A 23,495-nucleotide genomic window follows, 5' to 3' on the forward strand; every position below is an offset into this window, starting at 1 on the left:
TCCTAACAATAGGCGCGGCGCCGTGGCCGGGCACGGATCAGACGTTGAAGCGGAACTCCACCACATCGCCGTCGGCCATGACATATTCCTTGCCTTCGATCCTGACCTTACCCCGGGACTTGGCCTCCGCCATTGACCCCGCATCGATAAGGTCGTCAAAGGAGACCACCTCGGCTTTGATGAAGCCGCGCTGGAAGTCAGTGTGGATCACACCGGCGGCCTGGGGAGCAGTATCGCCGCGGTGGATGGTCCACGCGCGCGCTTCCTTGGGACCGGCTGTGAGGTAGGTCTGCAGGCCCAGGGTGTGGAAGCCGACCCTGGCGAGCTGGTCCAGCCCGGATTCGTCCTGGCCGTTCATTTCCAGCATCTCCCGAGCCTCTTCCTCGTCCAGTTCCACGAGGTCGGCCTCAAGCTTGGCGTCGAGGAAGATGCAGTCGGCCGGGGCCACGAGGGCCCGGAGTTCTTCCTGCTTTTCCGGGCTGCCGAGGATTCCGTCGTCAGCGTTGAAGACGTAGATGAAAGGCTTGGCCGTCAGGAGGCTGAGCTCCTTGAGGTGGTCCATCTCCAGCTTGTCGCTCTTGATGGAGGAGAAGATGGTGTCGCCGCGCTCAAGCACCTTCTGTGCGGCGAGGATCGCGTTCAGCTCTGCGGCCTCGCGCTTTTTGATCTTCACTTCTTTTTCGATTCGCGGAATAGCTTTTTCGATGGTCTGCAGGTCCGCGAGGATCAGCTCGGTGTTAATGGTCTCCATGTCGGAGCGGGGATCCACCTTGCCATCGACGTGGATTACGTCGGGATCGTCGAAGACACGCACCACCTGGGCGATCGCTTCTGCCTCGCGGATATTGGCCAGGAACTGGTTCCCAAGGCCTTCGCCCTCACTGGCGCCTTTGACGATGCCGGCGATGTCCACGAAGGAGACCGCGGCGGGCAGCAGGCGCTGGGAGTTGAAGAGGTCGCCAAGCTGCTTGAGCCGGGGATCCGGCAGGCTGACAACGCCCACGTTGGGCTCAATGGTGGCGAACGGATAGTTCGCTGCCAGGACCTGGTTGCGGGTCAGTGCGTTGAAGAGGGTTGATTTGCCGACGTTGGGCAGTCCGACGATGCCAATAGTAAGAGCCACGAGCATTGATTCTACCCGCAGCAGGCATCAGGGTGGTTCGGGGACGGGCGGGCCGAAATGTCGCTTCGGCAAAATGTCATAGCCCCATGCGACAGTGAGCACATGGATGCTTTCGCGCTGATACTGACTTTGTTCATGCTGTTACTGGGGGCCCTTGCGGGCGCCGCAGCCACTTACTTTGCGCTGCGGAAAAACAGCCGCGCCGTGGAAGAGGACTTCGACGCCGTTTCGTCGCGGCTTTCAGAGGTGAGCGCACAGTTCGCCGCGGCCGACGCCGAGCGCCGCCTTTTGGCCGCACAGAACCGGGAGCTGGGCGAGTCGCGGTCCCAGGACGGCAGCGTGCTCCGTGCACTTGCGCCCGTGGCCGAAAAACTGACAGCAGTGCAGCAGCAGGTGGCGCTGCTGGAGCGGGACCGGCTGGAGCAGTACGGCCAGCTCGCGCAGCAATTGCAGGAAGCCCGGCTCTCGGATGAACAGCTGATCCGGTCCACCCACGCGCTGGAGTCCGCCCTGCGGTCCAATAGCGCGCGGGGGCAGTGGGGCGAGGTCCAGTTGCGACGCGTTGTGGAGGCGTCCGGAATGTTGCGGCACGTCGACTTCATCGAGCAGGTCCACAGCACCGGCAGCGAGTCGTCGGTCCGCCCGGACCTGGTGGTCCAGCTCCCCGGCGAGAAGCAGTTGGTGGTGGACGCAAAGGTCCCCTTGTCGGCCTACCTCGAAGCCCAGGAGCTTGGCGCATCCATGGACTCCCGCGCGGCGCAGGCCGGGCCGGTCCTGAGTACGGACCGCCGCTCGCAGCAGGCGCTGCTGGCCGCCCACGCCAAGGCCCTGCGGGCCCACGTGGACTCCCTCAGCAACAAAAAGTACTGGGACATCCCCGGCAACTCCCCCGAGCTGGTGGTCTGCTTCATCCCGGCGGAATCGATCCTCGCCGCGGCACTTATGGCCGACGCCGAGCTCCTTGACCATGCGCTGTCCAGGAATGTTGTCCTGGCGTCGCCAAGCACACTGCTGGCTGTGCTGAAATCAGTCGCGTTCACCTGGCGGCAGGACGTCCTGACGGACAGCGCCCGCGAACTCTTCGACCTCGCAAGGCAGTTGTACGACCGGATGGGGACCCTGGGCGAAAACGTCACCAAGCTGGGGTCGTCACTGAAGACGTCCGTGGACCGCTACAACTCCATGGTGGGCACGCTGGAGGCGCGTGTCCTTCCCACTGCCCGGAAGCTGAACACGCTGGAGGAATCCGGGCTGGTCACTCCTCCGGTTGTGGAGGTCACGCCGCGCGCGCTCGCAGCCCCTGAACTCCAAAGCGAGGACGAGGCTGCCTAAGGGCGGCCGCCGGTTCGCGATTCGCGGATAAAAACTCCCGGACAAGGACTTTGGATACAGGAAGGGCCTGGCAGCGACGGCTGCCAGGCCCTTCCCACTTCTTACTGTCAGCTGCGCGGGCGGCGTCCACCCAGGGCACGGGTGACATCGCCGGCCTGCTTCAAGGTTGCCCGGAGCTCTTTGGGCAGCGAGAAGAGGAGGTCCTCTTCGGCGGTGACGACTTCCTCGACGCTGCCGTAGCCGTAGTCGGCCAGCAGGCGGAGGACGTCCTGCACCAGCACCTCGGGCACTGATGCGCCGGACGTCACACCAACTGTGGCGACGCCTTCGAACCAGGCCTCGTCCACTTCATTGGCGAAGTCCACCCGGTAGGAGGCTTTGGCCCCGTATTCCAGGGCAACCTCCACCAGCCTTACGGAGTTGGAGGAGTTGGCCGAACCCACCACGATGACCAGGTCGGCCTGGGGAGAGATCTTCTTGATGGCCACCTGGCGGTTGGTGGTGGCGTAGCAGATGTCGTCGCTGGGCGGGTCCTGCAGGGTGGGGAACCGATCCTTCAACAACCGGACCGTTTCCATGGTCTCGTCAACGCTGAGGGTGGTCTGCGAAAGCCAAATGACCTTTTCCGGATCCCGCACCGTCACCTTGTCCACTTCGTGCGGGCCATTGATGATCTGGATGTGTTCTGGAGCTTCACCCGCAGTGCCTTCCACTTCCTCGTGGCCGTCGTGGCCGATCAGCAGGATGTCGAAGTCGTCCTTCGCGAAGCGGACGGCTTCCTTATGGACCTTGGTCACCAGCGGGCAGGTGGCGTCAATGGTGCGGAGGCCGCGGTCATCAGCGGACTGGAGCACGGCCGGCGATACGCCGTGGGCAGAAAAAATCACCAGGGCACCCTCGGGCACTTCGTCCGTTTCTTCTACGAAGATGGCGCCCTTTTCCTCCAGGGAGCTGACCACGTGGACGTTGTGCACAATCTGCTTGCGCACGTACACAGGAGGGCCGTAGTGCTCGAGGGCCTTCTCGACGGCGATGACGGCGCGGTCAACACCGGCGCAGTACCCACGCGGAGCAGCAAGCAGCACCTTCTTGGTTCCGGACACCGGGGCTGCAGCAGCTACTTCCTCAGGAGAGCGGCGCCTACGCGGGATAGTGGGCATCGAAAGGGAAACAGCTGAGGGGGTCATTACTCGATTCTACCGGGTTGCCCGTGCCCGCCTTCCCGCTATGAGGCCGGCCACAATCCCCGCCAGCAGCAAGGCCCCGCCGGTGATTGCCGCTGCCAAGGTCCAAGTTTGGAAGTGGGCGGAAGACGCCGCTACGAACTCATTCCGGAACATGTTCGCCACCTCGTTTCCGCTGTCGGCTGTCAGCACGGCAGCAGAGCCCAACTGCGCGCCGAACGCCCAGAGAGCCGCCAGCAGCAACGCGCCAGCTCCTGCACCCACGAGTACTGTCCAGCGGCGGCGCGCGGCAACAAGGGCAAGGAGCAGCGCCACCGCCGATCCCCCGGCCAGCAGGTAACCTGCGGGGGCATAGGTGCTGAGGCGCTCGGTCCATTCCTTGTGCTCAGGCTGGCCCACGCTGATCAGCGTTTCCTCCGGCGGATCCAGGGGAAGCCGGGTGGTGCGTGAGATTTCCTCGGCGCCCAGCGCCACCAAAGGCGCGACGTCGAGGGTCAGGGAGGAGGCGGCTGCCGTTTCAGCGCTGGCACCCGTGCCCGCGAAACTGAGGAGGTGGCTTTTCCGCAGCGTTTCTTCCCACGCAGCGGGGTAGCCGGGAAGACCGGTCAGGGACTCCGCGGCACGTTCCAGCACGGGCCTGACCAGGTCCGAGAGGAAGCCCGGGACGGCGCTGGTGTCGATCGTTCCAATCGCAGCCGCTGCCAGTCCTTGCTGGAACTCCGAATTCCTGCCGAGCGGCGCCGCCAGTTCCACGAAGCCCTGCTCCTGGACGATGTTGCGGTCCAGCCAGATTGCCGGCACTGCCACAGCAGCAAGCAGTACGGCCAGTACGGTGGCAGCAGCGGAAACAAAAGTGCGCACAGCAGGTCCTTCAGGTCGATGGCGGTCAACCCATCCTAGGCGGGCATCCCGGCCTGCCACTGTCAGCCCCGCGTGCTACAGCTTATGGATAAGGTTGAATGACCGCCGCACAAAAGACGAAGGACCCCATGCCCGCAGCTCCAGCTCCGCAAGGGAGTCCGCATGTCTGAACAGGCCTCGCTTCCGGTCCCCGGCCAGAAAATGGCTGCGCCCACCACCCTGCCGGCGACGGCGGCAGAAACCACCCCTGACAATCCCTGGCCGCTGCAGCTCCTCTCGCAGAAGCTGAAAGCCCACATCGACCGCACGCCGTCGGCGTGGGTTGAAGGCCAGGTCATAGAACTGAACCGTCGAGGCACCAACGCCTACCTCACCTTGAGGGACGTCGACGCGGAAGTTTCGCTGCCGGCCTCGGTGTGGACCAAAGTGCTGGAGCGCCAGAATCTGCCGCTGGAGCGCGGTTCCCGGGTAGTTGCCCTGCTGAAGCCCGAGTTCTGGATCAAGACCGGCCGGTTGAACATGCTGGTCCGGGACATCAGACCCGTGGGCCTGGGTGACCTCCTCGCCCGGATCGAGCGCCTCCGCCAGGCCCTCTCTGCCGAGGGGCTTTTTTCGGACTCCCGCAAGAAGCCGCTGCCCCTGCTGCCGCACCGCATCGGACTCATCACCGGCCGCGACTCCGACGCCAAAAAGGACATTGTCCGGAACGCCGCCCTGCGGTGGCCCGCCGTGGAGTTCGAGATCCGCGAAGTGGCAGTCCAGGGAAACACTGCCGTGTCCCAGGTTATCCGTGCCCTGCGGGAGTTGGACTCCCGGCCCGAGGTGGACCTCATCGTTATCGCCCGCGGCGGCGGGGCCCTGGAAGACCTGCTGCCCTTCAACAGCGAAGAACTGATCCGCGCCGTGGCAGCCGCCGTCACCCCTGTGGTCAGTGCCATCGGCCATGAGGCGGACAGGCCGCTGCTGGACGACGTCGCCGATCTTCGCGCCTCCACCCCCACGGACGCGGCAAAGCGGATTGTGCCCGAAGTATCCGAAGAGCTGGCAGGGGTGCGCCAGGCCCGGGAGCAGCTGCGCAGGTGCATGGAGCGCCTCGTGGACAGGGAATCGGACCGCCTGGCGTCCCTGCACTCAAGGCCGGTACTGGCTGCGCCCGAGGGCCTGGTGACCATCCGCTCGGAAGAAATTGAGCGGCTGCTCCGAAGGTCCTCCGCAGCGGTGAGCTCCACCGTGGTGCGCGCAGCCGACCAACTGGAGCACCTGAAGGCCCAGGTGCGTGCGCTGTCACCGCAGAAAACACTCGACCGGGGATACGCCGTCGTCGAACTCGCCGATGCACTGGCCGCAAGCCGCGGCAGCTCAGGGCATGCGGTGGTGCGCCGCCCGGCCGAGGCGCCGGCGGGAACCCCCCTCTCAGTCCGGGTTGCAGAAGGCCGCTTCGGCGCAACCTCCACGGGCGGACTTGAAAAGCACAAATCGAAAACCGGAGAACCCAATGACTGAGCAGAAGCCAGGAACCGACGTCGCAGCGCTGAGTTATGAGGAAGCGCGCGAACAGCTCATCGCAGTGGTGGGCAGGCTGGAAGCGGGCGGCGCCAGCCTGGAGGAATCCCTGGCCCTGTGGGAACGCGGCGAGGCTCTTGCCTCCCGCTGCGAGGAATGGCTGGAAGGCGCCAGGAAGCGGCTGGCCGCTGCCCGCGACCAGCCGATGTAGCGGGACGGGTCAAGACCGGGCAACCAGCTCGCGCTCGGTGGCGACATCGAAGTCGGCCTTGGGCCACTCAAGGTTCAGTTCGGACAGCGCTCCGAGGAGCAGCTGCTGCACGGCGATCCGGGCGTACCACTTCTTGTTGGCAGGGACTACGTGCCAAGGTGCGTCAGGGGTGCTGGTCTCATCGATTGCAGCCTGGTAGGCCTTCATGTAGTCGTCCCAGAAGGCGCGCTCGTCGAGGTCGCCGCGGCTGTACTTCCAGTGCTTCGCCGGATTGTCCAGCCTGGCCAGGAGCCTTTTCTTCTGCTCTTCGCCGCTGATGTAGAGCATAACCTTGACCACCTTCGTCCCCGAGTCCGTCAGCCGGGACTCGAACTCGTTGATGGCCACGTAGCGCCGCTTTAGTTCGTCGGGGCTTGCCCAGCCGTGCACGCGGTGGATGAGCACGTCCTCGTAGTGTGAGCGGTCGAAAACACCCACCATGCCTGCTGCCGGTACTTCCTTCTCGATCCGCCACAGGAAGTCGTAGGATTTCTCCTCCTCGGTGGGCGCCTTAAAGGCCTTGAACTGGACCCCCTGCGGATTCATTGCAGCCATAACGTGGGTGACGATGCCGCCCTTGCCTGCGGTGTCCATGGCCTGCAGGATCAGCAGGATCCGCTTGTTGCCGCCGAAGCGGGACTCCGCGAAGAGCTTTTCCTGCAGTTCGCCCAGATCATCGTCCAGTTCTGCGAGCAGCACCTGGCCGTCCTGCTTGCGGCCGCCGTACCCGGGAGTGGAATCGGGATCCACGCTTTCCAAGGAAAACCCCTCCCCTGCCCGAAGAGTTTCGGAGGGGTACTGATCGAACTGGACGACGCCGGCCATGAGAGGATCCTTTCCGCGAAGGTACACGGGCCCGGGGCGCCCGTGACCACAGGCTAGTTCCCCTGGTACCTGCTTAGGAAGTCCCCCATCCGCCCGACTGCCTCTTCAATGTCCTTGACGTTGGGCAGGGTGACCATCCGGAAATGGTCGGGGCGTACCCAGTTGAAGGCGCGGCCGTGGGAAACCAGGATCTTCTGCTCCCGAAGGAGGTCCAGGACAAACTTCTCGTCATCCCGGATGTGGTAGACCTCGGGGTCGAGCCGGGGGAAGAGGTAGAGGGCGCCCCTGGCCTGCTGGGTGCTTACGCCCGGAATGGCGTTCAGCATTTCATAGGCCTTGTTGCGCTGCTCCAGCAACCGCCCGCCGGGCAGGATCAGGTCGTTGATGCTCTGGTAGCCGCCAAGCGCCGTCTGGATGGCGTGCTGGGCGGGGACATTCGCGCAGAGGCGCATATTCGCCAGGAGGCTGATGCCCTCAAGGTAGTCCGCCGCGTCCTTCTTGGGACCGGAAATTGCCATCCAGCCGGCGCGGTAACCGCACACCCGGTAAGCCTTCGACAGGCCGCTGAAGGTGAGGCAGAGGACGTGGTCGCCGGTGAGCTTGGCCAGATTTACATGGACGGCGTCCTCGTACAGGATCTTCTCGTAGATCTCGTCAGCGAAAATCACCAGCCCGTGCTTTTCCGCGAGGGCCACGATCCTCTTCAGCGTCTCCTCCGGGTAGACGGCGCCGGTGGGGTTGTTCGGGTTGATGACCACGATGCCCTTGGTCCGCGGCGTGATCTTGGCTTCCATGTCCTCAAGGTCAGGCTGCCAGCCGGATTCCTCGTCGCAGAGGTAGTGGACCGGCTTTCCGCTGGCGAGCGCCACGGATGCGGTCCACAGCGGGTAGTCGGGCGTGGGGATCAGTACTTCGTCGCCGTCGTCGAGCAGTGCCATCAAGGACATGGTGATGAGCTCGCTGACGCCGTTGCCCAGGTAGATATCATCGACGTGGATGTTCTGGATTCCGCGGGTCTGGTAGTACTGCGAGACGGCGGTCCGGGCGGAGAAGATGCCCCGGGAATCGCTGTAGCCCTGGGCGTGCGGCAGGTGGCGGATCATGTCCACCAGGATGGCGTCGGGCGCTTCGAAGCCAAAGGGCGCCGGGTTGCCGATGTTCAGCTTGAGGATGCGGTGCCCCTCCGCCTCCATCTGCTGGGCGGCCTGAAGAATCGGTCCACGGATGTCGTACAGGACGTTATTGAGCTTCGTGGACTGCTTGTATTCTGCCATCCATCAAATATGCCACAGTACGCATGGGCTTCTGTTGAGACGTCAGCCACACACTGCGCGCGCCGCGGGCGCGCAGGTAACCACCCAAGGAATTACGACGGCGGCTGCCGGACAGGGAGGTCAGAAACCCCGCGCAGTCCGGCAGCCGCCGTCGTACTGGTAATCAGGAGATGGGCTCCTACTTGACGATGCCCTTGTCCTTAAGCCAGGCCTCAGCCGCTTCCTTGGCGCCCTGCTTCTGGCTGCCGCTGACTGCACGGTTGAGGTTTATCAGGTCCTCGGTGGTGAGGATCCTCGAGACCGAGTTCAGCGCTTCCTTTGCCTTGTCCGTCATCTTGGCCTCGTTATAAAGCGGGATGACCTGCTGGGCGATGAAGTTGTTCTTCGGGTCCTCAAGGACCACCAGGTCGTTGTCGGTGATGGACGGGGTGGTGGTGTAGATGTCCGCCACCTGCACCTGGTCTTCGAGCAGGGCCTTGAGCGTCACCGGTCCGCCGCCATCGCTGAAGGGCTCCAGCTTCTTGGGCTCACAGTTGTAGTTGCTCTTCAGGCCGGGCAGCCCGTAGGCGCGCTCAGCAAAGGTGGCCGGGGCTCCCACCACGATCTCGCTGCAGACCTTGGCCAGGTCCTCGATGGACTTCAGCTGGTACTTCTCGGCGGTTGCCTTGGTGACCACCATGGCGTCCTTGTTCTCGGCCTTGGCAGCTTCCAGCACGGCCAGGCCGTCCGGCAGCTTCTCCGGCAGGGCCTTGGCGATCTCGTCCGCCGAGACCTCCTTGGCTTCCTTGTCAACATGCAGCAGCAGGTTGCCGGTGTAGTCCGGGATCACGTCCACAGAACCGTCCTGGACGGCCTTGAAGTAAACCTCGCGGGAGCCAATGTTCGGCTTGGTGGTGGCGGTGACTCCGGCTGCGGTCAGTGCCCCTGCATACAGCTCGGCGATGATCTGGCTCTCGGGGAAGTCCGCGGAGCCGATCACCAGGGAGGTGGCTCCCCCGGACGCCGTGCCGCTGGTTGCCGGGGCGTTGCTCAGCGGATCGGACGATCCACCGCAGGCGGACAGCGCCATGGCCAGGCCAATTCCGGCGGCCACCCCGCCGAATGCCCGCCTGCCAAGGCCTAGTGGTCGGCTTTCTTTCATGACTTACCTCCTTGTGCCACAGTCTCCGCGACAACGGGGTCTGTGAGATCGACCGCAGCCTGCTGGCTGCGGTGGGACTGCTTCGAGGCCCTTGGTGTCAGGAACAGCCTCTGGAATAGGGCAAGGACAAGATCGACGCCGATGGCCAGCGCGGCGATCAGCAGCGATCCTCCGAGCATCTGCGGGAAGTCGCTGAGGACGAGTCCGTCGAACAGGTACCGGCCAAGGCCGCCGAGGTTGATGTAGGCCACCACGGAGACCGTGGCAATCACCTGCAGAACACCTGTCCGGAACCCGCCGAACATCACCGTCAGGGCGTTGGGCAGCTCGGCCCGGAACAGGACCTGGAGCCCGGTCATCCCCATGGCGCGCGCGGCGTCCACCACGTTGCGGTCCACGCTGGAAATGCCGGCATAGGTTCCGGCCAGGAGGGGCGGAACGGTGAGGATCACCAGCGCCCAGACGGGAGGCATCAGTCCAATTCCGGCGAGCAGGACAAACAGCGTCAGCAGGCCAAGTGTGGGAAGGGCCCGCAGGGCACCGGCAAGAGCCACGATGGCAACCCTTCCCCGCCCAGTGTGGCCGACATAGAGGCCGACCGGGACGGCAATGGCAGTGGCGATCAGCATCACGAGCCCCGTGTACTGCAGGTGCTCGCCCAGCCTTGCGGGGATGCCGGCGCTCCCGGTCCAGTGCAGCGGGTCGGCCAGCCAGGCGAAGGTGTCGGAGAAGACGTTGCTCATTCGGATCCTCCCGCTGGCGCCGGATTCAGCCTGCGCGGATCCGCCGGGCTGGTGCCGGCGCGCCCGCGGTTCCCCTGCTGCCCGGCCCGCTCCCACGGGGTCAGCAGCCGTTCAAGCATGACCAGGATGGCGTCCATCAGCAGCGCGAGGACCAGGATGGCAACGATGCCCACCATAATTTCTGTCACGAAGCCCCGCTGCAGCCCCGAGGTAAAGAGCATGCCCAGGTTTCCCACACCCAGCAGGGCGGCCACGCTGACGAGCGAGATATTGCTGACCGAAACCACCCGGAGGCCGGCGAAGAGGACGGGCAGGGACAACGGGAGGTCCACCCGCAGGAACCGGGCGAACGGCCTGTACCCCATGGCGACGGCGGCCTGGCTGACGTCCTTATCAACCGAGTCGAAGGCGTCCAGGGCAGCCCGGACAAGCAATGCCACGGCGTAGATGGTCAGGGCCACCACCACATTGAGTGGATCGAGGATCCTCGTTCCCAGGATGGTGGGCAGGATGATGAACAGTGCCAGCGAAGGAATCGTGTAGAGCAGCGACGACGCCGTGAGCACCACCGAGCGGAGCACGGGGTGCTGCCGCGCCAGCTGCGCCAACGGAATGGAGATCGCCAGCCCCAGGACCATGGGCACCAGGGCCAACACCATATGCTGGCCGGCCCGTTCCAGGACCATGCCGCTGTTCGCGAGGAACCACTCCATCAGAGCGCAGCCTGCCTGACCTGGCGCGCCTCTTCGATGAGGGCCAGGACTTCGCCGCCCCTGACGACGCCGAGTACCCGGCCCTCGGAATCGACGGCCACGCCGAGGCCGGACGGTGAGGACAGGGCCGCGTCAAGGGCCCGGCGCAGGCTCTCGCCCGGGCGGAAGAGTGAGCCGCCGGGAATGAGTCCGCCGCCGTTTCCGGGGCCGGTCCAGCCCAGCGGATGCCCATCGGCACCCACCACGAGCTGCCAGCCGGTCGCTGCGGAATCAGAGTCGAAGCTGCCGTGGAGACCGCGCACCACCGTGGGCACCTGGTGGACGGTCACGCCGTCGGACGGTGTAAATCCCAGGTGGCGGAACCCGCGGTCCCGCCCCACGAAGGAAGCCACAAAGTCGTTGGCCGGTGCCCGCAGGATCTCCTCCGGCGTGGCGTACTGCGCGAGCTTTCCGCCGGTGGCGAAGACGGCCACCTTGTCGCCCAGGATTGTGGCCTCGTCGATGTCGTGGGTGACGAAAACGATGGTTTTGGCGAGGTCCTTCTGGAGCCGCAGGAGTTCCTGCTGAAGTTCGTCGCGGACCACGGGATCCACGGCGCTGAAGGGTTCATCCATCAGGAGGACAGGTGGATCGGCGGCGAGTGCCCTGGCGACGCCTACGCGCTGCTGCTGGCCGCCGGAGAGCTGTGAAGGGTAGCGCTTCCCCAAGGCGGGGGCCAGGCCAACGACGTCGAGCAGTTCCTCGGCGCGTTTCCTTGCATCGGACTTGGCCACACCGTTCAGCCTGGGCACGGTGGCTATGTTGTCCAGCACCGAGCGGTGAGGCAGCAGTCCGGAGGACTGCATGACGTATCCCATGGAACGCCGCAGCTCCGGCGCGGGGACTGATGTAACATCCTTGCCCGCCACCGTGATGACACCCGAGGTGGGCTCGACCATGCGGTTGATCATGCGCAGCGAGGTGGTCTTTCCGCAGCCGGAGGGCCCGACGAAGACGGTGATGGAGCCTGGGCTGATGGACATGGTGAGCTGGTCCACGGCCGGCTGTCCGCCCTGGTACTGCTTGGTGACGCTCTGAAACTCGATCATGGCCTGGTCCATGGTGTGGACTTACCTGTTCTGTTGGACGGCTTCGGAAAGCAACGCGAAATTGTCACAGCACGCTGATAGTTACGGTAACCCAAACCGGACGTTACAACACCTGCAGCGCACCCCAATTCGGGCAAAGGAATCCCTACTGTAACCATTCGGGGCCGACCCTCTGCCGGATGGGTGGGTGTTCTGCCGGAGCGATGGGCAGGTGGCCGGGCAGGACATACCGCAGGCTGCTCACCCGGCCTAAAGTGGGGAGGTGACCAACTTGGAAGTTTCCCCCCAGCAGGAAGTCTGCCCGCCGGCGAACCCGGAAGGAAGCTCCGGCCCCTGCCTGCAGCTGTGGCCCGAGCGTCAAGTACCGCTGGGCGGGGTGCGTGCCATGAACGTCCAGCGGACGCTGCCCCAGCGCGGGCTTCCCACCATCGGCGCCTGGTGCTTCCTGGACAGTTTTGGCCCGGACCGGACTGCCATGTCCGTGCTTCCGCACCCGCACATCGGGCTCCAGACGGTGACCTGGCCGCTGGCCGGGACCATACGGCACCGGGACAGCGTGGGCAGTGACGTGGTGGTGAGGCCGGGCGAGCTGAACATCATGACGGCAGGGCACGGCGTTTCCCATTCCGAGTTTGCAGTGCTGCCGCCGGAGGGCGGGCTGCCGCTGCAGCGCGGCCTCCAGCTGTGGGCTGCGCTTCCGGATGGGGAGCGGCACCGGCAGCCAGCCTTTGAACAGCACCGCGACCTTCCGAAAGTGGCCGGCGACGGCTTCACCGCCACCGTTATGGTGGGCCAACTCGGCGGCGTTGCCTCCCCTGCCACAATGTATTCCCCGATTGTGGGAGCGGACATCTCATGCGGGGGAAGTGCAGTGCTTCCCCTCAACGAGCACTTTGAACACGGCATCCTGGTGCTCGACGGCGGGCTGACGCTGGACGGACGAGAAGTGCCGCCGGGACCGCTGGGCTACCTCGGCACCGGCCGCCGGGAACTTCACGTTGAGGCGTTGCCGGGCACCCGCTTCCTCCTGATCGGCGGCGAGCCGTTCCAGGAGGAGCTGCTGATGTGGTGGAACTTTGTGGGACGCACCCACGATGAAGTCGAGCAGGCCCGTGACGCATGGGAAGCGCAGGCAGCACTCCCGGACGGGGAGATTTCAATAGCCCGCTACGGTTTGGTCCCGGGGCACGGTCCGGACGCCGGCCCGGAGTCCGGCCGCATCCCTGCTCCGCCGCTGCCCGCCGTGCGGCTCACTCCGCGGAAGCGGGCTGTGTAGTGGTTTAGGGCTTTTCCGCAAGCAGCTGCAGCACGCCGAACACGGGATCCTGGTCCAGGACCCGGACATCCGTCACGCCGGCCTTCGCCAGGTGCCGCCGGAAGGCCTCCTGCAGGGGCACCACGTTCATGCCCAGGCCGCTGCCCAGGATGACCGGGCCGGGGATGCCCAGCTGCTGCAACACCTGCAGCGCCAGCGCGGCCAGGTCTTTGCCTGACTGCTCCAGCAGTTCCTGGCTTGCGGTATGGCCCGCGGCCGCGGCGTCCACCACGTGCCGCGCCTGCTGCGCCCAGAACCGGCGGCCGGTGTCCGGGGAGTGGAACAGCGCAATCAGTTTGTTGGGGTGGTCCACACCGCAGGACTGCAGCAGGGCGGCGGTAAGCTGGTCAACCGGAAGGCCCTGGTTCATCCGCCGAAGGCTGTGCCGCACCGCTTCGCGGCCCAGCCAGTAGCCGCTGCCTTCATCCCCCAGAAGATAACCCCAGCCGCCTGCCCTGGCCTCGCCGCCGTCGGCATTCCTGCCCCACGCCGCCGAGCCCGTCCCCGCTATCACCGCGACACCGGTGCTGGCGTGGCCGGCGGCAAGCAGCAGGCGCGAATCATGCACCACCGTAATCTGCGCGCCGGGAACGTGCGGTTCAATCAGCGCTGCGAGGGCCGCGGCGTCCGCTTCCGTATCAATGCCTCCGGACCCGGCATACACGTGGGACACAGCTCCCCCGCCGATCTGCCCGAAAAGGGTGGCAAGGTTGCGGGCCGCCTCCTCACGGGTGACGTTCTGGACGTTCGAACTGCCGACGGACTCGTCCAGTACCGGAACCCCGTCCTCGAAACGGATTCCGTGCGTCTTGGTCCCGCCGATATCCAGGCCGATAACCACACCAGGTGGCGCATCGAGGGGAGGCATCAGCGGATCGGCGGGCCGGGAGGAGGGGTTTTCGGTGTTCGTCACGTCACAAGGGTACTGGCCTCAGGGCCGTCAAGCCTCGCGTCCGTTCCCGCCGGCGCCGGTCAGCCGGGACCGCCGCTTCACCAGCCCGGCCAGGAGGTCCGGCCCCTCAGTGAGGACCATTTCGCGAAACAACCGGACAGCTGCCGGTTCAACCTCGGCCCTGCGCTGCCGCCAGCTCAGGCCAACATCACGGAAGGCCAGGGCCGAGTCGAGGGGCACTTCCACCCAGCCCAGGTTGCCCGTTTCCAAACTGACGTTCCAGCCGGGGGCGTCGTCACCCGGCGGCAGGATGCTGACGCCGAGTCCGGCCGAGACAAGGCCCCGGGCCGTGTGCGAATCCTGGCTTTCAAAGGCGATGCGGGGACGGTATCCGGCCTCACGGAACAAGGCATCGGTCAGCGAGCGCAGGCCGTAACCGGGACCGAGCGCCACAAATGGGTCGGAGCGGATGGCAGTGACGGAGGCCATTGGGCTCCCCGCGAGCGGGTGGGTGTGGTGGACAACCAGGCGCAAGGGTTCCCGGTACAGCACGGCGGACAACAGGTTGCGGCCTGCCGCGGCAACGGGTGCAGTCAGGGCAAGGTCGGCGTCTCCGGCCGCCAGCTCGGCCAGGCAGGAGTCGCGCGCTCCCTGGCTCAGCGTAAAGACTGCGCCCGGGTGATGGCCGCGGAAGGCGCTGATGAGGAGCGGGAGCGTGGACTCGCCGAAGGTGTGCTGGAACGAGACGGAGATCCTGCCGCGGACCACATCGGACTCGTTGCGGACCACGTCCAGCCCGGCCTGAAATTCGGTCAGTGCTCTCTCGATATACGGCAACAGGGACCGGGCGGCTGGGGTGAGGCGCACTCCCCTGCCGTCCCGCACCAAAAGTTCCGTGCCGACGACGGCGCTGGCCCGCGCCAGTGCCCTGCTCACCGTGGACTGGGGTACTCCGAGGATTTCGGCGGTTTCGGTGACATGCTCGGTCCGGCCGAGTTCGGACAGCAGCGGCAGGAGTGGAAGAAGCTGCACCAGCTGTTTGTGGTCGGGCTCCATGCTTCTCCTGGTCCTGAAGCCCGTGGCGGGCGATTCTTCCGGATTTGATATGAGTCTGGCACAAAAGATGCATTGGAGGCACATGTCCGGCCGGGTCTACGCTTGCCAGATGCACCTAAGACCTCCGCATCCTGGTCACCAAACCTCCCCGGCGGGCTGGGAGGGGCACGCGAAAGGCTCGGCGGCGTACGGCCGGATCATCGCCGGCCTGGCCTTTGCCGGGGTAGCGACCTTTGCCCAGCTGTATTCCACCCAGGCCGTCCTGCCGATCCTTGCCACGGACCTGCAGGTCACGGCCGCAGAGGCGGCGCTCACCATATCCCTGGCCACCGTGGGGCTGGCAGTCACCGTGATCCCCTGGTCCTTTCTCGCGGACAGGATTGGCAGGGTCAAGGCCATGACCTGGGGAATCTCGGTGGCGACCGTACTGGGCCTGCTGGTTCCCCTGTCCACCAGCTTCGCCATGCTCCTCAGCCTGCGGCTCCTCGAAGGGATGGCCCTGGGAGGGATCCCGGCCATCGCGATCGCCTACCTCAACGAGGAGGTCACCAAGGCCCACGCAGCGGTTGCAGCCGGAAGCTACGTTGCAGGAACCACGCTGGGCGGCCTGGCCGGCCGGCTGGTGGCCGGGCCCGCCGGGGAGCTGTGGGGCTGGCGTGCCGCTGCCCTGGCCGTCTCCGTCCTGGCCACGCTCGCCGCCGTCGCTTTCCTGCTGCTGGTGCCGCGTGCCCGGGGATTTACCGCGGTAAAGGCTCCCGGTCTTCGCGGAGCTGCGCGTACCTTGGGCGGCCATCTGCGCAACGTCCGGCTGCTGGCCCTCTACATCCAGGCTTTCCTGATGATGGGCGGCTTCGTGGCTGTCTACAACTACCTGGGGTTCCGGCTCTCCGGAGTGCCCTTCGGCTTACCCACCACCGTCATCAGCCTCATTTTTTTGGCCTACCTGTCCGGGACTTTCACCTCCCGCTGGGCTGCAGGGCTGACCATGCGCTTTGGGCGCCGCAACGTGCTGCTGGCCGGCCTTGCCCTGTCGACGGCGGGCCTCGCCCTCACGCTGGCGCCGTCGCTTGTGCTGATACTCGCAGGGCTCGTGGTTTTCACCGGAGGCTTCTTTGCGGCGCACAGCATCGGCGCGGGCTGGACGGGTGCCATTGCCAGCACCGGACGGGCGCAGGCGGCCTCGCTGTACAACCTTGCCTACTACCTGGGGTCGAGTTTCATCGGTTGGGCCGGGGGCCTGCTCTTCCAGTCCTACGGCTGGAACGCCCTGGCGGCCGCCGTGATGATCCTCGCCTGCCTCACCGCGGTGACTGTCGCCGTCGTCCATCCCAGGGAAGCCGGCGGCGCGGCCTGAACGCGACCGCCTGCGTCTAGGATGAACGCAGGAACTTTCAGAGGAGCCGCCGTGAGCACGAATGCCAGGAACGTCAGGCCGGGAGTGCATCTGGAGCCCCTTGATGCCATCGACGAACGCCTTCTTGCCGCCCTGGTGGAGGATGCAAGGATCTCCAACAAGCAGCTTGCCGAACTGGTGGGCATAGCTCCCTCCACAGCGCTGATGCGGACCCGTGCGCTGACGGAGCGGGGCATCGTGCAGGGTTTCGAGGCGAAGCTCAACCTGTCATCCATCGGCAGGTCCGTGCAGGCTCTGGTCGCAGTCCGGCTGCGCGCGCACGACCGGGACCAGATCGACCGCTTTACCGCACGCGTCCCGAACCTGCCGGCAGTGCTGTCCACTTTCCATACCTCGGGCTCCGTGGATTACCTGCTGCACATCGCCGTTGCCACCACCGAGGATTTGCGGGACTGGGTGCTGGACAACCTGGCCACCGATCCGGTGGTGGGCCACACGGAAACCACGCTGGTGTTCGAACACATCCAGGGCAACCACGGGCCGCTCCCGGAGTAGCCGCAACTGCGGGCTTAGCCCCGGGTTCGCACTGCGCAGCGGAGTGTTACCGCAGCCATAACAAGCGCTGCTGAGCCACACAGCAGCACGAATCCAGCCACGGAAGCCGCGAGGCCGAACACGCCCGCGGCCCAGCCGAGCCCCAGGACCGGGACCGCGCTGCCCAGGTAGGTGATGACGTACATCGCGCTGATTGTCTGGGCCTGGCGGGCGGGCTCTACCCGCGCGGCCACGTCATTGAACACAGTGCGGAAGGCCAGGCCCTGTCCCACGCCGGCGGTAAGACTGGCGGCGACCAGCAGGACGGGACTGTTCCATGGCCCGGCGCCGCCGAGCAGGAGAACCGAAGCACCAAGGACCGCCAGCCCGCCCGGGACCACGTAACGGCCGCGCAGGGTCACCAGCTGGGTCAGCGCCGACGCCGCAAGGGTCAGGCCGGCCAACACACCGATCACCGGACGGCTCTCCACACCCAGGATCTGGGCGAAGTAGCCGGGAGCCAGTGAGAGGCAGAATCCAAAGACGGCGAAGCTGAGGAAGCCGACGCCGGAAGCCAGCCAGAACGCGCCCCTCGCCTCCCGCGTCACGGAAGGACGGCGCGGTGCCAGCAGGTGCAGCGGACTGGGGCCAGCCGGCGGCTGGATGGCAGGGCGGGCCCGCAGGAGGAACAGCGGAACCAGCAGCGCGGCGAGGACTGCAGCATGGATGTAGTACGGCGCCGACGTGGCCCCGGGAAGCAAGGACAGGAACCCGCCGATGACCGGGCCTGCGGCCACGCCCCCGGCAGAGGCCAGCAGCGTGAAGCGGGAGGCCCACTCGGGGCGTGAGGGCAGCAGTTCGCGCAGGGCAGCGGCACTGGCCCCGGTGGCAAGGGCAACGGCAATACCCTGCAGCGCCCTGCCCGCGCACAGGCCGGCCAGGTTCTGCGCCTCGGCAAAAAGCCAGCCACCCACCAGGCCTGCCACAACGGCCAGGATGAGGGCAGCCCTGCGCCCGATGTGGTCCGACCAGTGCCCGGCAAGCATCAGCGTGGCCACCAGAGCCAGCACGTAGCTGGTAAACGCGGCAGTCACGTCCAGCGGCGACAGTCCGAGTTCCGCCTGCAGGAGCGGGTACAGGGGTGTGGCGAGGTTGGCGCCCACCAGGAGCGCAAAAATGACGGCACCGGCGAGCACCAGGCGTGCAGTGACTGACGCATCCCAACCGGCCGTGGTGGCTGGAGCCGGGCGCATACGGAGTTCGCTGAAGACCGTCATTGTGCCGCCTTTGCTGCTGCCGCGTCAGGTGGTCCTTGTGGGAGCCCGCCGCGGGTGGACATGTGATAGCTCTAGGGTGCAGTATTTCTGCCCATTCGAGCGGAATGTAGTGCCACAATTGAGCAGGATCATCAAATAATTGATGCTGCAGTGACGGAGAGTGACCATTTGAACAATCTGGACCCCACCGACCTGAAGATCCTCCTGGAGCTCATCCGGGACCCCCGGATCCAGATCGGTGAGCTCAGCGATGCACTCGGGATTGCCCGGAACACGGCGCAGTCACGGGTGCGGCGCCTGCTCCGGACCGGGGTCCTGCGGTCCGGGGGCCGCGAGGTGGACCTCGAAGCTGTGGGATACGACGTGGTGGCGTTCGTGACAATCGAGGTTTCGCACCGTGAGCTGGACGGGGTAGTGGGTGCCCTGCGGCTGATCCCGCAAGTCCTCGAGGTGCACGAGATCTCCGGGCGGGGCGACGTCTGGTGCCGGGTGGTGGCTACGGATACCCACAACCTCCAGGCGGCCCTGCGGCAGGTCCTGAGGATCAAGGGCGTTATCCGCACCGAAACGGTCCTGGCGCTGCATACGCACATCCCCTACCGGACCGAGCCCTTGATCAGCGGCCTGGCCAAAGCTGCGGGGGCCAGCCAACACGCCCCGGCCAAAGCCCCACGGACCGCCGGGGCGGGGACGGACAGCTAGGATTTTCAGAATGGATTGGCTCTCATACGTTTCACAGATCAACTGGCTCGCCGTGCTGCTTGCCTTCATCGCCACCATGGCCATCGGCTTTGTCTGGTACATGCCGGCCGTCCTGGGGAACAGGTGGATGGCGGCCATCGGCAAGACCGAGGACGATCTTAAGAACATGAGCGGCGGAGCCGGAGTCTGGGTCCCCATGGTGGTGGCGGCGGCCCTGACGGCAGTCCTGTTGGCTGTCCTGATCGGCAAGCTCGGGCTGGACAATGCCCTGGCAGGGGGCTGGTTTGCCCTCGTGGTGGGGCTGGTCTTCCGTGCCGGCGGCCACGTGATCCACAACGGCTTCGCGGGCCGGCCTGCCGCTGTCACCCTGATCGACTCCGGCCACGACCTGCTGGCCATGACCGTATCGGGCGCCATAATCGGGGCGATGTCCTGATGCCGCGCACCGCCTTGGCGAGGGACGGCCGGCCATGACCATCATTGACAATGCCGTTTACGTTGACGGCGTGCGCCACGCCGAGCCCGAAAACCTGGAACAGACTTTCGAGACCCTGGCGCACCACGGCGGGATGGCCTGGATCGGCCTCTACCGCCCCACTGCCGAGGAAATGGCGGCAGTGGCCACTGAGTTCGGACTGCACGCGCTGGCCGTGGAAGACGCCATCTCCGCACACCAGCGTCCCAAGCTTGAGCGCTACGAGGACAACCTGTTTACCGTCCTTCGGCCAGCCCGGTACCTGGACGCCACGGAGACCGTGGAGTTCGGTGAGCTCCATATCTTCACGGGCAAAAACTTCGTCGTTACAGTGCGGCATGCCGAGACGGCCGGCGTGGCACGGGTGCGGCAGCGGCTGGAAAGCAGGCCGGACCTGTTGCAGCACGGACCCGAAGCCGTCCTCTACGCCCTGCTGGACCGGGTGGTGGATGACTACGGACCCGTGGTGGGCGGGCTTGAAAACGACATCGACGAGATTGAAGACCAGCTCTTCAGCGGCGACACCACCGTGTCCCGCCGTATCTACGAACTCGCCCGCGAGGTAATCCAGTTCCAGCGGGCCATCCACCCCCTGCCCGACATGCTGCACCAGCTCGAGCGGGGGTTTGAAAAGTACGATGTCGAAAGCAACCTCCGGCACAGCCTGCGCGATGTCGAAGACCACGTGGAGCGCGTGATCTCCCGGGCCGATTCCTTCCGCGACCTGCTGCAGAACGCCCTGACCCTGGACGGGACCCTCACAGCCAACCGGCAGAATGAGGCCAGCGCCGAACAGAACGAACAGGTGAAAAAAATTTCCTCCTGGGCGGCGATCTTCTTCGCGCCGTCCTTCGTGGCCGGCGTTTACGGTATGAACTTCGACCACATGCCGGAGCTCCACTGGGTCCTGGGCTATCCGATGGCGATCGGTCTAATGGCCGCGACGGCCGGCGTTATGTACGCCATCTTCAAGAAGAAGGGCTGGCTGTAGGGAACGGTTGCAGGCCACGACGCCGCAGAGTACCCGGCCGGAAGATTTGTGGAGTTAAGGGGATTCGAACCCCTGACCTCTTCGATGCGAACGAAGCGCTCTACCAACTGAGCTATAACCCCGGGAACCAGTCGCTTTTCTTCAGGTGCGGCACCGGTGAACCTAGGCTACAAATTTTCCCGGCCCAATGCCAACCGGCGCCACAATGGCCTGCTGAGGCAGCCGGCCCGGGACAAAAGCTCAGGCGCGGCGGCGCTGCAGGACGTCGTCGAGATTGCTGAGTGCACTCTGGGCCTTGCTGAGCTGCTGGGCATCCGGATCCGGGGTGGCGGGAACGGCGGTGGCGCCCTGCTTAAGGGACGGCTTCCCGGTGGCCTTGGGTGCCTCAGGCAGCGCAAGCGGCTCAGGTGCGGGCCGCTCGGCCTTAGCCGCCTCGACGTAAACCGGCTTGGGCACCTCCACAGGCTCCCAGGTGCTGCTCGGTGCAGCCTGTACTGCACTGGTGTCACCGGCAGCGACGGCGACGGCAAGTGCTGCCTCGCGCAGTTCCACGGCTGTCAGGGGCTTGATCCTGGACTTGCCGGCCTCGGCGTCGAAGAGCGGGCTCTCCGCGCGCATGGGCGCGGCTTCAGGCTTCGGCGGGACGTGTGCGACTGCGGGCTGCGGAGCAGGTGCGCTCATTGCTGAGCGGAAGGCAGCGTCCACTTTGGCTTTGCGGTCCCGGACGGCAAGCCAGCGAAGAAGGACCACCGACGCCACGGTCAAGGCCGCGCAAGCCAGGGGAAGAACTGGGGCGCCCAGTCCAAACGCCAGCAGTACCGCAGAGGCGAACGCGGTAAGCAGGGAGACCAGGCCCACGAGGGCAAGAGCCGTCCGGCCGTATCGGATCCGGAACTGGCCCGTCGGCGCAGCGCTGGCTGTGGCCGTAGCGGATCCGGCGCTCTTCCTTGTGTCCATGGCTTTCTCCTGCTGGGCGGCGACCTTCAAAACCAACCCTGCTCGCGGGTCCGGTATTTCATCGGCGGGGGCGTCTGCCAGGAAGTCGCCGGCGGCTTGGAACTGGTGCCGGCGGTTCCGGAGGACGTAGGGGGCAACCCATACAATCCAGAGCACAACGGCAACCACAAGGATCACTGAGCTGCTAAGGGGGAAGTCCACAATCAAAACCGTATGAGCATCACGTCGGCTGCAGCCGCATTAGCACCGGTGTGTCGTGGCGCGGCTGACAAATCAATGGATTTATGACGGCCGGGAGGCAAGCCAGCGGTGCAGCAACCCCTCTGGAACTTCATCGGATGTCAGGGCAAACGACCGGTGGTCCGCCCACTCGCCGTTGATGTGCAGATAGCGCGGCCGGTATCCCTCATCCCGGAAACCCAGCTTCTCCACCACCCGCAGGCTTGGCCCGTTCTCGGGCCGGATGTTGATTTCCATCCTGTGCAGCCCCAGGGTCCGGAAGCAGTGGTCGGTTACCAGGGCCACAGCGGTGGGTGCTATCCCCCGTCCCGCCCGCGACTGGTCCACCCAGTATCCGAGAGTCGCCATCATGGCCGACCCCCACACAATCGACGAAACAGTCAGCTGGCCCACGATCGCCGGGTTCCTGCTGGCGGGAACCCGTTCCGTTATCACAAACGGAAGGGCACTTGCCTGCGCCGCCTGCGAGTTCAGGGAACGGACCATCTGCCGGTAATCAGGGAGGCCTCCGGCCGGGTCCGGGTTGGACGCTTCCCACGGTTCCAGCCATTGGCTGTTGCGGGCCCGCACTTCTGTCCACTCTTTTTTGTCCCGGTATCTGATGGGCCTCAGGACCAGGTCTCCGCATTCCAGGGTCACGGGCCAGATGGGGCCGGGGCGCACAGTGCTACTTGGACAGGCCGGCGGTGAAGCCCGGCAGCCACTCCCGCAGGCCGGGACCCAGGTCATCGCTGTCAATGGCGAGCTGGACGCAAGCCTTGAGGTAGCTCAGTTTGTCGCCCGTGTCGTAGCGGCGTCCCCGGAACACAACGCCATAGACGCCTTGCCCCTCGCCATCTCCGGCCGCGAGCTCCTGCAGAGCGTCAGTGAGCTGGATTTCACCGCCGCGCCCCGGGCCGGTGTGCTCCAGGACATCGAAGACGGCGGGGTGGAGGACGTAGCGGCCAATGACCGCGAGGTTGGAAGGGGCTTCCTCGGCGGAGGGCTTTTCCACCAGGCGGTTGACACGCACGTAGCCCTCGCCGTCGATCTCCTCAATGTCGGCACAGCCGTAGGCGCTGATCTGCGACGGCTCCACCTCGATGAGTGCGACGACGGACCCTCCCGTTTTCGCCTGCACCTCGATCATGGTGCTGAGGAGTTCGTCACGGGCGTCAATGAGGTCATCGCCCAGGAGGACGGCGAAGGCTTCGTTGCCTACATGCTGCCTGGCGCGGAGGACAGCATGGCCAAGGCCGTTCGGGTCGCCCTGGCGGACGTAGTGGATGTCGCCCAGGTTGCTCGCGGCCTGGATGGACGCCAGTTTTTCCGTGTCGCCCTTGTCCTCAAGGGTGGACTCCAAGGTTGGTACGCGGTCGAAGTGGTCTTCGAGGGCCCGCTTGTTCCTGCCAGTGATCATCAGGATGTCGTTGAGGCCCACATTCACGGCTTCCTCGACGACATACTGGATGGCAGGCTTGTCGACGACCGGAAGCATTTCCTTTGGCATGGCCTTGGTGGCAGGCAGGAACCTGGTGCCGAGTCCGGCAGCGGGTATTACGGCTTTGCGAACTCTCGGGTTACTGGTAGTCACCCGACTAATCTAACGTCAGCGTCAAGCATTCAGTAATTGTTGAACGGCTGCCGGCCACCCTGTGGCCACAGCTGACACCGTCACAACGGCAA

The 23,495-nt window shown here is 65.5% G+C and carries 24 protein-coding genes and 1 tRNA gene; 9 read left to right on the forward strand and 16 right to left on the reverse strand.

Annotation, left to right across the window (positions count from 1 at the left end; genetic code table 11):
- Positions 1-37: 37 nt before the first annotated feature.
- Entirely contained in the window at positions 38-1,123 is a 1,086-nt protein-coding gene (gene ychF, locus CXQ88_RS01755) for a redox-regulated ATPase YchF (protein ID WP_104042716.1), read from the reverse strand.
- 102 nt (positions 1,124-1,225) lie between these two features.
- Here ychF and CXQ88_RS01760 point away from each other — a divergent pair, with 102 nt between their 5' ends.
- A complete protein-coding gene (locus CXQ88_RS01760) occupies positions 1,226-2,455 on the forward strand; it encodes a DNA recombination protein RmuC (protein ID WP_104042443.1) in 1,230 nt (409 codons plus the stop codon).
- A 107-nt stretch (positions 2,456-2,562) separates the two neighbouring features.
- On the opposite strand, the gene CXQ88_RS01765 is transcribed toward CXQ88_RS01760, so the two are convergent.
- Complete coding sequence (locus tag CXQ88_RS01765) at positions 2,563-3,642, reverse strand: 4-hydroxy-3-methylbut-2-enyl diphosphate reductase (RefSeq protein ID WP_104042444.1); 1,080 nt, start codon at positions 3,640-3,642, stop codon at positions 2,563-2,565.
- Positions 3,643-3,651: 9 nt separating this feature from the next.
- Complete coding sequence (locus tag CXQ88_RS01770) at positions 3,652-4,500, reverse strand: hypothetical protein (protein ID WP_104042445.1); 849 nt, start codon at positions 4,498-4,500, stop codon at positions 3,652-3,654.
- 162 nt (positions 4,501-4,662) lie between these two features.
- Between CXQ88_RS01770 and xseA the strand changes: the two genes are divergently transcribed.
- Positions 4,663-6,003, forward strand: coding sequence for an exodeoxyribonuclease VII large subunit (gene xseA / locus CXQ88_RS01775; RefSeq protein WP_104042446.1), 1,341 nt, complete (start codon positions 4,663-4,665; stop codon positions 6,001-6,003).
- Positions 5,996-6,214, forward strand: a complete 219-nt coding sequence (locus CXQ88_RS01780) for an exodeoxyribonuclease VII small subunit (protein WP_104042447.1) — start codon at positions 5,996-5,998, stop codon at positions 6,212-6,214. The genes xseA and CXQ88_RS01780 overlap by 8 nt, the downstream gene beginning before the upstream one ends.
- A gap of 9 nt (positions 6,215-6,223) precedes the next feature.
- On the opposite strand, the gene CXQ88_RS01785 is transcribed toward CXQ88_RS01780, so the two are convergent.
- From CXQ88_RS01785 to CXQ88_RS01810, 6 genes are all read right to left on the reverse strand, one after another.
- Positions 6,224-7,078 (reverse strand): polyphosphate kinase 2 family protein, encoded by an 855-nt coding sequence (locus CXQ88_RS01785; protein ID WP_104042448.1) that lies wholly within the window; start codon positions 7,076-7,078, stop codon positions 6,224-6,226.
- A gap of 53 nt (positions 7,079-7,131) precedes the next feature.
- Positions 7,132-8,352, reverse strand: coding sequence for a pyridoxal phosphate-dependent aminotransferase (locus tag CXQ88_RS01790; RefSeq protein WP_104042449.1), 1,221 nt, complete (start codon positions 8,350-8,352; stop codon positions 7,132-7,134).
- 178 nt (positions 8,353-8,530) lie between these two features.
- Positions 8,531-9,493: an ABC transporter substrate-binding protein gene (locus CXQ88_RS01795; RefSeq protein ID WP_104042450.1), complete on the reverse strand. Its 963-nt coding sequence runs from the start codon at positions 9,491-9,493 to the stop codon at positions 8,531-8,533.
- On the reverse strand, positions 9,490-10,236 hold the full coding sequence (locus CXQ88_RS01800; protein ID WP_104042451.1) for an ABC transporter permease: 747 nt from the start codon (positions 10,234-10,236) through the stop codon (positions 9,490-9,492). Before CXQ88_RS01800 ends, CXQ88_RS01795 begins: the two co-directional genes overlap by 4 nt.
- A complete protein-coding gene (locus tag CXQ88_RS01805) occupies positions 10,233-10,949 on the reverse strand; it encodes an ABC transporter permease (protein WP_104042452.1) in 717 nt (238 codons plus the stop codon). The genes CXQ88_RS01800 and CXQ88_RS01805 overlap by 4 nt, the downstream gene beginning before the upstream one ends.
- The gene (locus CXQ88_RS01810) at positions 10,949-12,049 is read right to left on the reverse strand and encodes an ABC transporter ATP-binding protein (RefSeq protein ID WP_104042453.1); all 1,101 of its coding nucleotides are present in this window, start codon (positions 12,047-12,049) and stop codon (positions 10,949-10,951) included. Before CXQ88_RS01810 ends, CXQ88_RS01805 begins: the two co-directional genes overlap by 1 nt.
- Before the next feature lie 250 nt (positions 12,050-12,299).
- Here CXQ88_RS01810 and CXQ88_RS01815 point away from each other — a divergent pair, with 250 nt between their 5' ends.
- Positions 12,300-13,313: a pirin family protein gene (locus CXQ88_RS01815; RefSeq protein ID WP_104042454.1), complete on the forward strand. Its 1,014-nt coding sequence runs from the start codon at positions 12,300-12,302 to the stop codon at positions 13,311-13,313.
- A gap of 4 nt (positions 13,314-13,317) precedes the next feature.
- Here the strand turns inward: CXQ88_RS01815 and CXQ88_RS01820 are convergent, their stop codons facing one another.
- Together CXQ88_RS01820 and CXQ88_RS01825 are read right to left on the reverse strand one after the other, a co-directional pair.
- Positions 13,318-14,265 (reverse strand): N-acetylglucosamine kinase, encoded by a 948-nt coding sequence (locus tag CXQ88_RS01820; protein ID WP_373637683.1) that lies wholly within the window; start codon positions 14,263-14,265, stop codon positions 13,318-13,320.
- Positions 14,266-14,292: 27 nt separating this feature from the next.
- The gene (locus tag CXQ88_RS01825) at positions 14,293-15,300 is read right to left on the reverse strand and encodes a LysR family transcriptional regulator (protein ID WP_104042455.1); all 1,008 of its coding nucleotides are present in this window, start codon (positions 15,298-15,300) and stop codon (positions 14,293-14,295) included.
- A 109-nt stretch (positions 15,301-15,409) separates the two neighbouring features.
- Here CXQ88_RS01825 and CXQ88_RS01830 point away from each other — a divergent pair, with 109 nt between their 5' ends.
- On the forward strand, positions 15,410-16,654 hold the full coding sequence (locus tag CXQ88_RS01830; RefSeq protein WP_258061647.1) for an MFS transporter: 1,245 nt from the start codon (positions 15,410-15,412) through the stop codon (positions 16,652-16,654).
- 51 nt (positions 16,655-16,705) lie between these two features.
- The gene (locus CXQ88_RS01835) at positions 16,706-17,209 is read left to right on the forward strand and encodes an Lrp/AsnC family transcriptional regulator (protein ID WP_104042456.1); all 504 of its coding nucleotides are present in this window, start codon (positions 16,706-16,708) and stop codon (positions 17,207-17,209) included.
- 14 nt (positions 17,210-17,223) lie between these two features.
- Here CXQ88_RS01835 and CXQ88_RS01840 read toward each other — a convergent pair whose 3' ends face one another.
- A complete protein-coding gene (locus CXQ88_RS01840) occupies positions 17,224-18,465 on the reverse strand; it encodes an MFS transporter (RefSeq protein WP_104042457.1) in 1,242 nt (413 codons plus the stop codon).
- A gap of 168 nt (positions 18,466-18,633) precedes the next feature.
- On the opposite strand from CXQ88_RS01840, the gene CXQ88_RS01845 reads away from it, so the two are divergent.
- The 3 genes from CXQ88_RS01845 to corA are packed head-to-tail and all read left to right on the forward strand — an operon-like array spanning position 18,634 to position 20,633.
- On the forward strand, positions 18,634-19,167 hold the full coding sequence (locus tag CXQ88_RS01845; protein ID WP_104042458.1) for an Lrp/AsnC family transcriptional regulator: 534 nt from the start codon (positions 18,634-18,636) through the stop codon (positions 19,165-19,167).
- Between the two features lie 10 nt (positions 19,168-19,177).
- Positions 19,178-19,603 carry a DUF1761 domain-containing protein gene (locus CXQ88_RS01850; RefSeq protein WP_104042459.1) on the forward strand — a complete coding sequence of 142 codons (426 nt, stop codon included), beginning with the start codon at positions 19,178-19,180 and terminating at the stop codon, positions 19,601-19,603.
- Positions 19,604-19,637: 34 nt separating this feature from the next.
- Positions 19,638-20,633 carry a magnesium/cobalt transporter CorA gene (gene corA / locus CXQ88_RS01855; RefSeq protein WP_104042460.1) on the forward strand — a complete coding sequence of 332 codons (996 nt, stop codon included), beginning with the start codon at positions 19,638-19,640 and terminating at the stop codon, positions 20,631-20,633.
- Positions 20,634-20,682: 49 nt separating this feature from the next.
- On the opposite strand, the gene CXQ88_RS01860 is transcribed toward corA, so the two are convergent.
- The 4 genes from CXQ88_RS01860 to galU all read right to left on the reverse strand — a co-directional run bounded on the left by CXQ88_RS01860 (position 20,683) and on the right by galU (position 23,403).
- Positions 20,683-20,755 (reverse strand) — tRNA-Ala (locus CXQ88_RS01860).
- A 118-nt stretch (positions 20,756-20,873) separates the two neighbouring features.
- Positions 20,874-21,791, reverse strand: coding sequence for a hypothetical protein (locus CXQ88_RS01865; RefSeq protein WP_258061648.1), 918 nt, complete (start codon positions 21,789-21,791; stop codon positions 20,874-20,876).
- A gap of 81 nt (positions 21,792-21,872) precedes the next feature.
- Positions 21,873-22,493, reverse strand: coding sequence for a GNAT family N-acetyltransferase (locus tag CXQ88_RS01870; RefSeq protein WP_104042462.1), 621 nt, complete (start codon positions 22,491-22,493; stop codon positions 21,873-21,875).
- 4 nt (positions 22,494-22,497) lie between these two features.
- A complete protein-coding gene (galU, locus tag CXQ88_RS01875; RefSeq protein WP_104042463.1) occupies positions 22,498-23,403 on the reverse strand; it encodes a UTP--glucose-1-phosphate uridylyltransferase GalU in 906 nt (301 codons plus the stop codon).
- Positions 23,404-23,495: the final 92 nt, after the last annotated feature.

The sequence above is a fragment of the Arthrobacter sp. ZGTC412 genome (assembly GCF_002929215.1).
Lineage (GTDB): Bacteria > Actinomycetota > Actinomycetes > Actinomycetales > Micrococcaceae > Arthrobacter.

Bases quoted from the DNA above. Each gene is read 5' to 3' on its own strand.
- CXQ88_RS01810 (WP_104042453.1), bottom strand. From the start codon at position 12,049: ATGGACCAGGCCATGATCGAGTTTCAGAGCGTCACCAAGCAGTACCAG.
- CXQ88_RS01840 (WP_104042457.1), bottom strand. From the start codon at position 18,465: ATGACGGTCTTCAGCGAACTCCGTATGCGCCCGGCTCCAGCCACCACG.
- CXQ88_RS01790 (WP_104042449.1), bottom strand. From the start codon at position 8,352: ATGGCAGAATACAAGCAGTCCACGAAGCTCAATAACGTCCTGTACGAC.
- xseA (WP_104042446.1), top strand. From the start codon at position 4,663: ATGTCTGAACAGGCCTCGCTTCCGGTCCCCGGCCAGAAAATGGCTGCG.
- CXQ88_RS01850 (WP_104042459.1), top strand. From the start codon at position 19,178: ATGGATTGGCTCTCATACGTTTCACAGATCAACTGGCTCGCCGTGCTG.
- CXQ88_RS01780 (WP_104042447.1), top strand. From the start codon at position 5,996: ATGACTGAGCAGAAGCCAGGAACCGACGTCGCAGCGCTGAGTTATGAG.
- corA (WP_104042460.1), top strand. From the start codon at position 19,638: ATGACCATCATTGACAATGCCGTTTACGTTGACGGCGTGCGCCACGCC.
- CXQ88_RS01830 (WP_258061647.1), top strand. From the start codon at position 15,410: ATGCACCTAAGACCTCCGCATCCTGGTCACCAAACCTCCCCGGCGGGC.
- CXQ88_RS01785 (WP_104042448.1), bottom strand. From the start codon at position 7,078: ATGGCCGGCGTCGTCCAGTTCGATCAGTACCCCTCCGAAACTCTTCGG.
- CXQ88_RS01800 (WP_104042451.1), bottom strand. From the start codon at position 10,236: ATGAGCAACGTCTTCTCCGACACCTTCGCCTGGCTGGCCGACCCGCTG.
- CXQ88_RS01765 (WP_104042444.1), bottom strand. From the start codon at position 3,642: ATGACCCCCTCAGCTGTTTCCCTTTCGATGCCCACTATCCCGCGTAGG.
- CXQ88_RS01805 (WP_104042452.1), bottom strand. From the start codon at position 10,949: ATGGAGTGGTTCCTCGCGAACAGCGGCATGGTCCTGGAACGGGCCGGC.
- CXQ88_RS01795 (WP_104042450.1), bottom strand. From the start codon at position 9,493: ATGAAAGAAAGCCGACCACTAGGCCTTGGCAGGCGGGCATTCGGCGGG.
- CXQ88_RS01760 (WP_104042443.1), top strand. From the start codon at position 1,226: ATGGATGCTTTCGCGCTGATACTGACTTTGTTCATGCTGTTACTGGGG.
- CXQ88_RS01825 (WP_104042455.1), bottom strand. From the start codon at position 15,300: ATGGAGCCCGACCACAAACAGCTGGTGCAGCTTCTTCCACTCCTGCCG.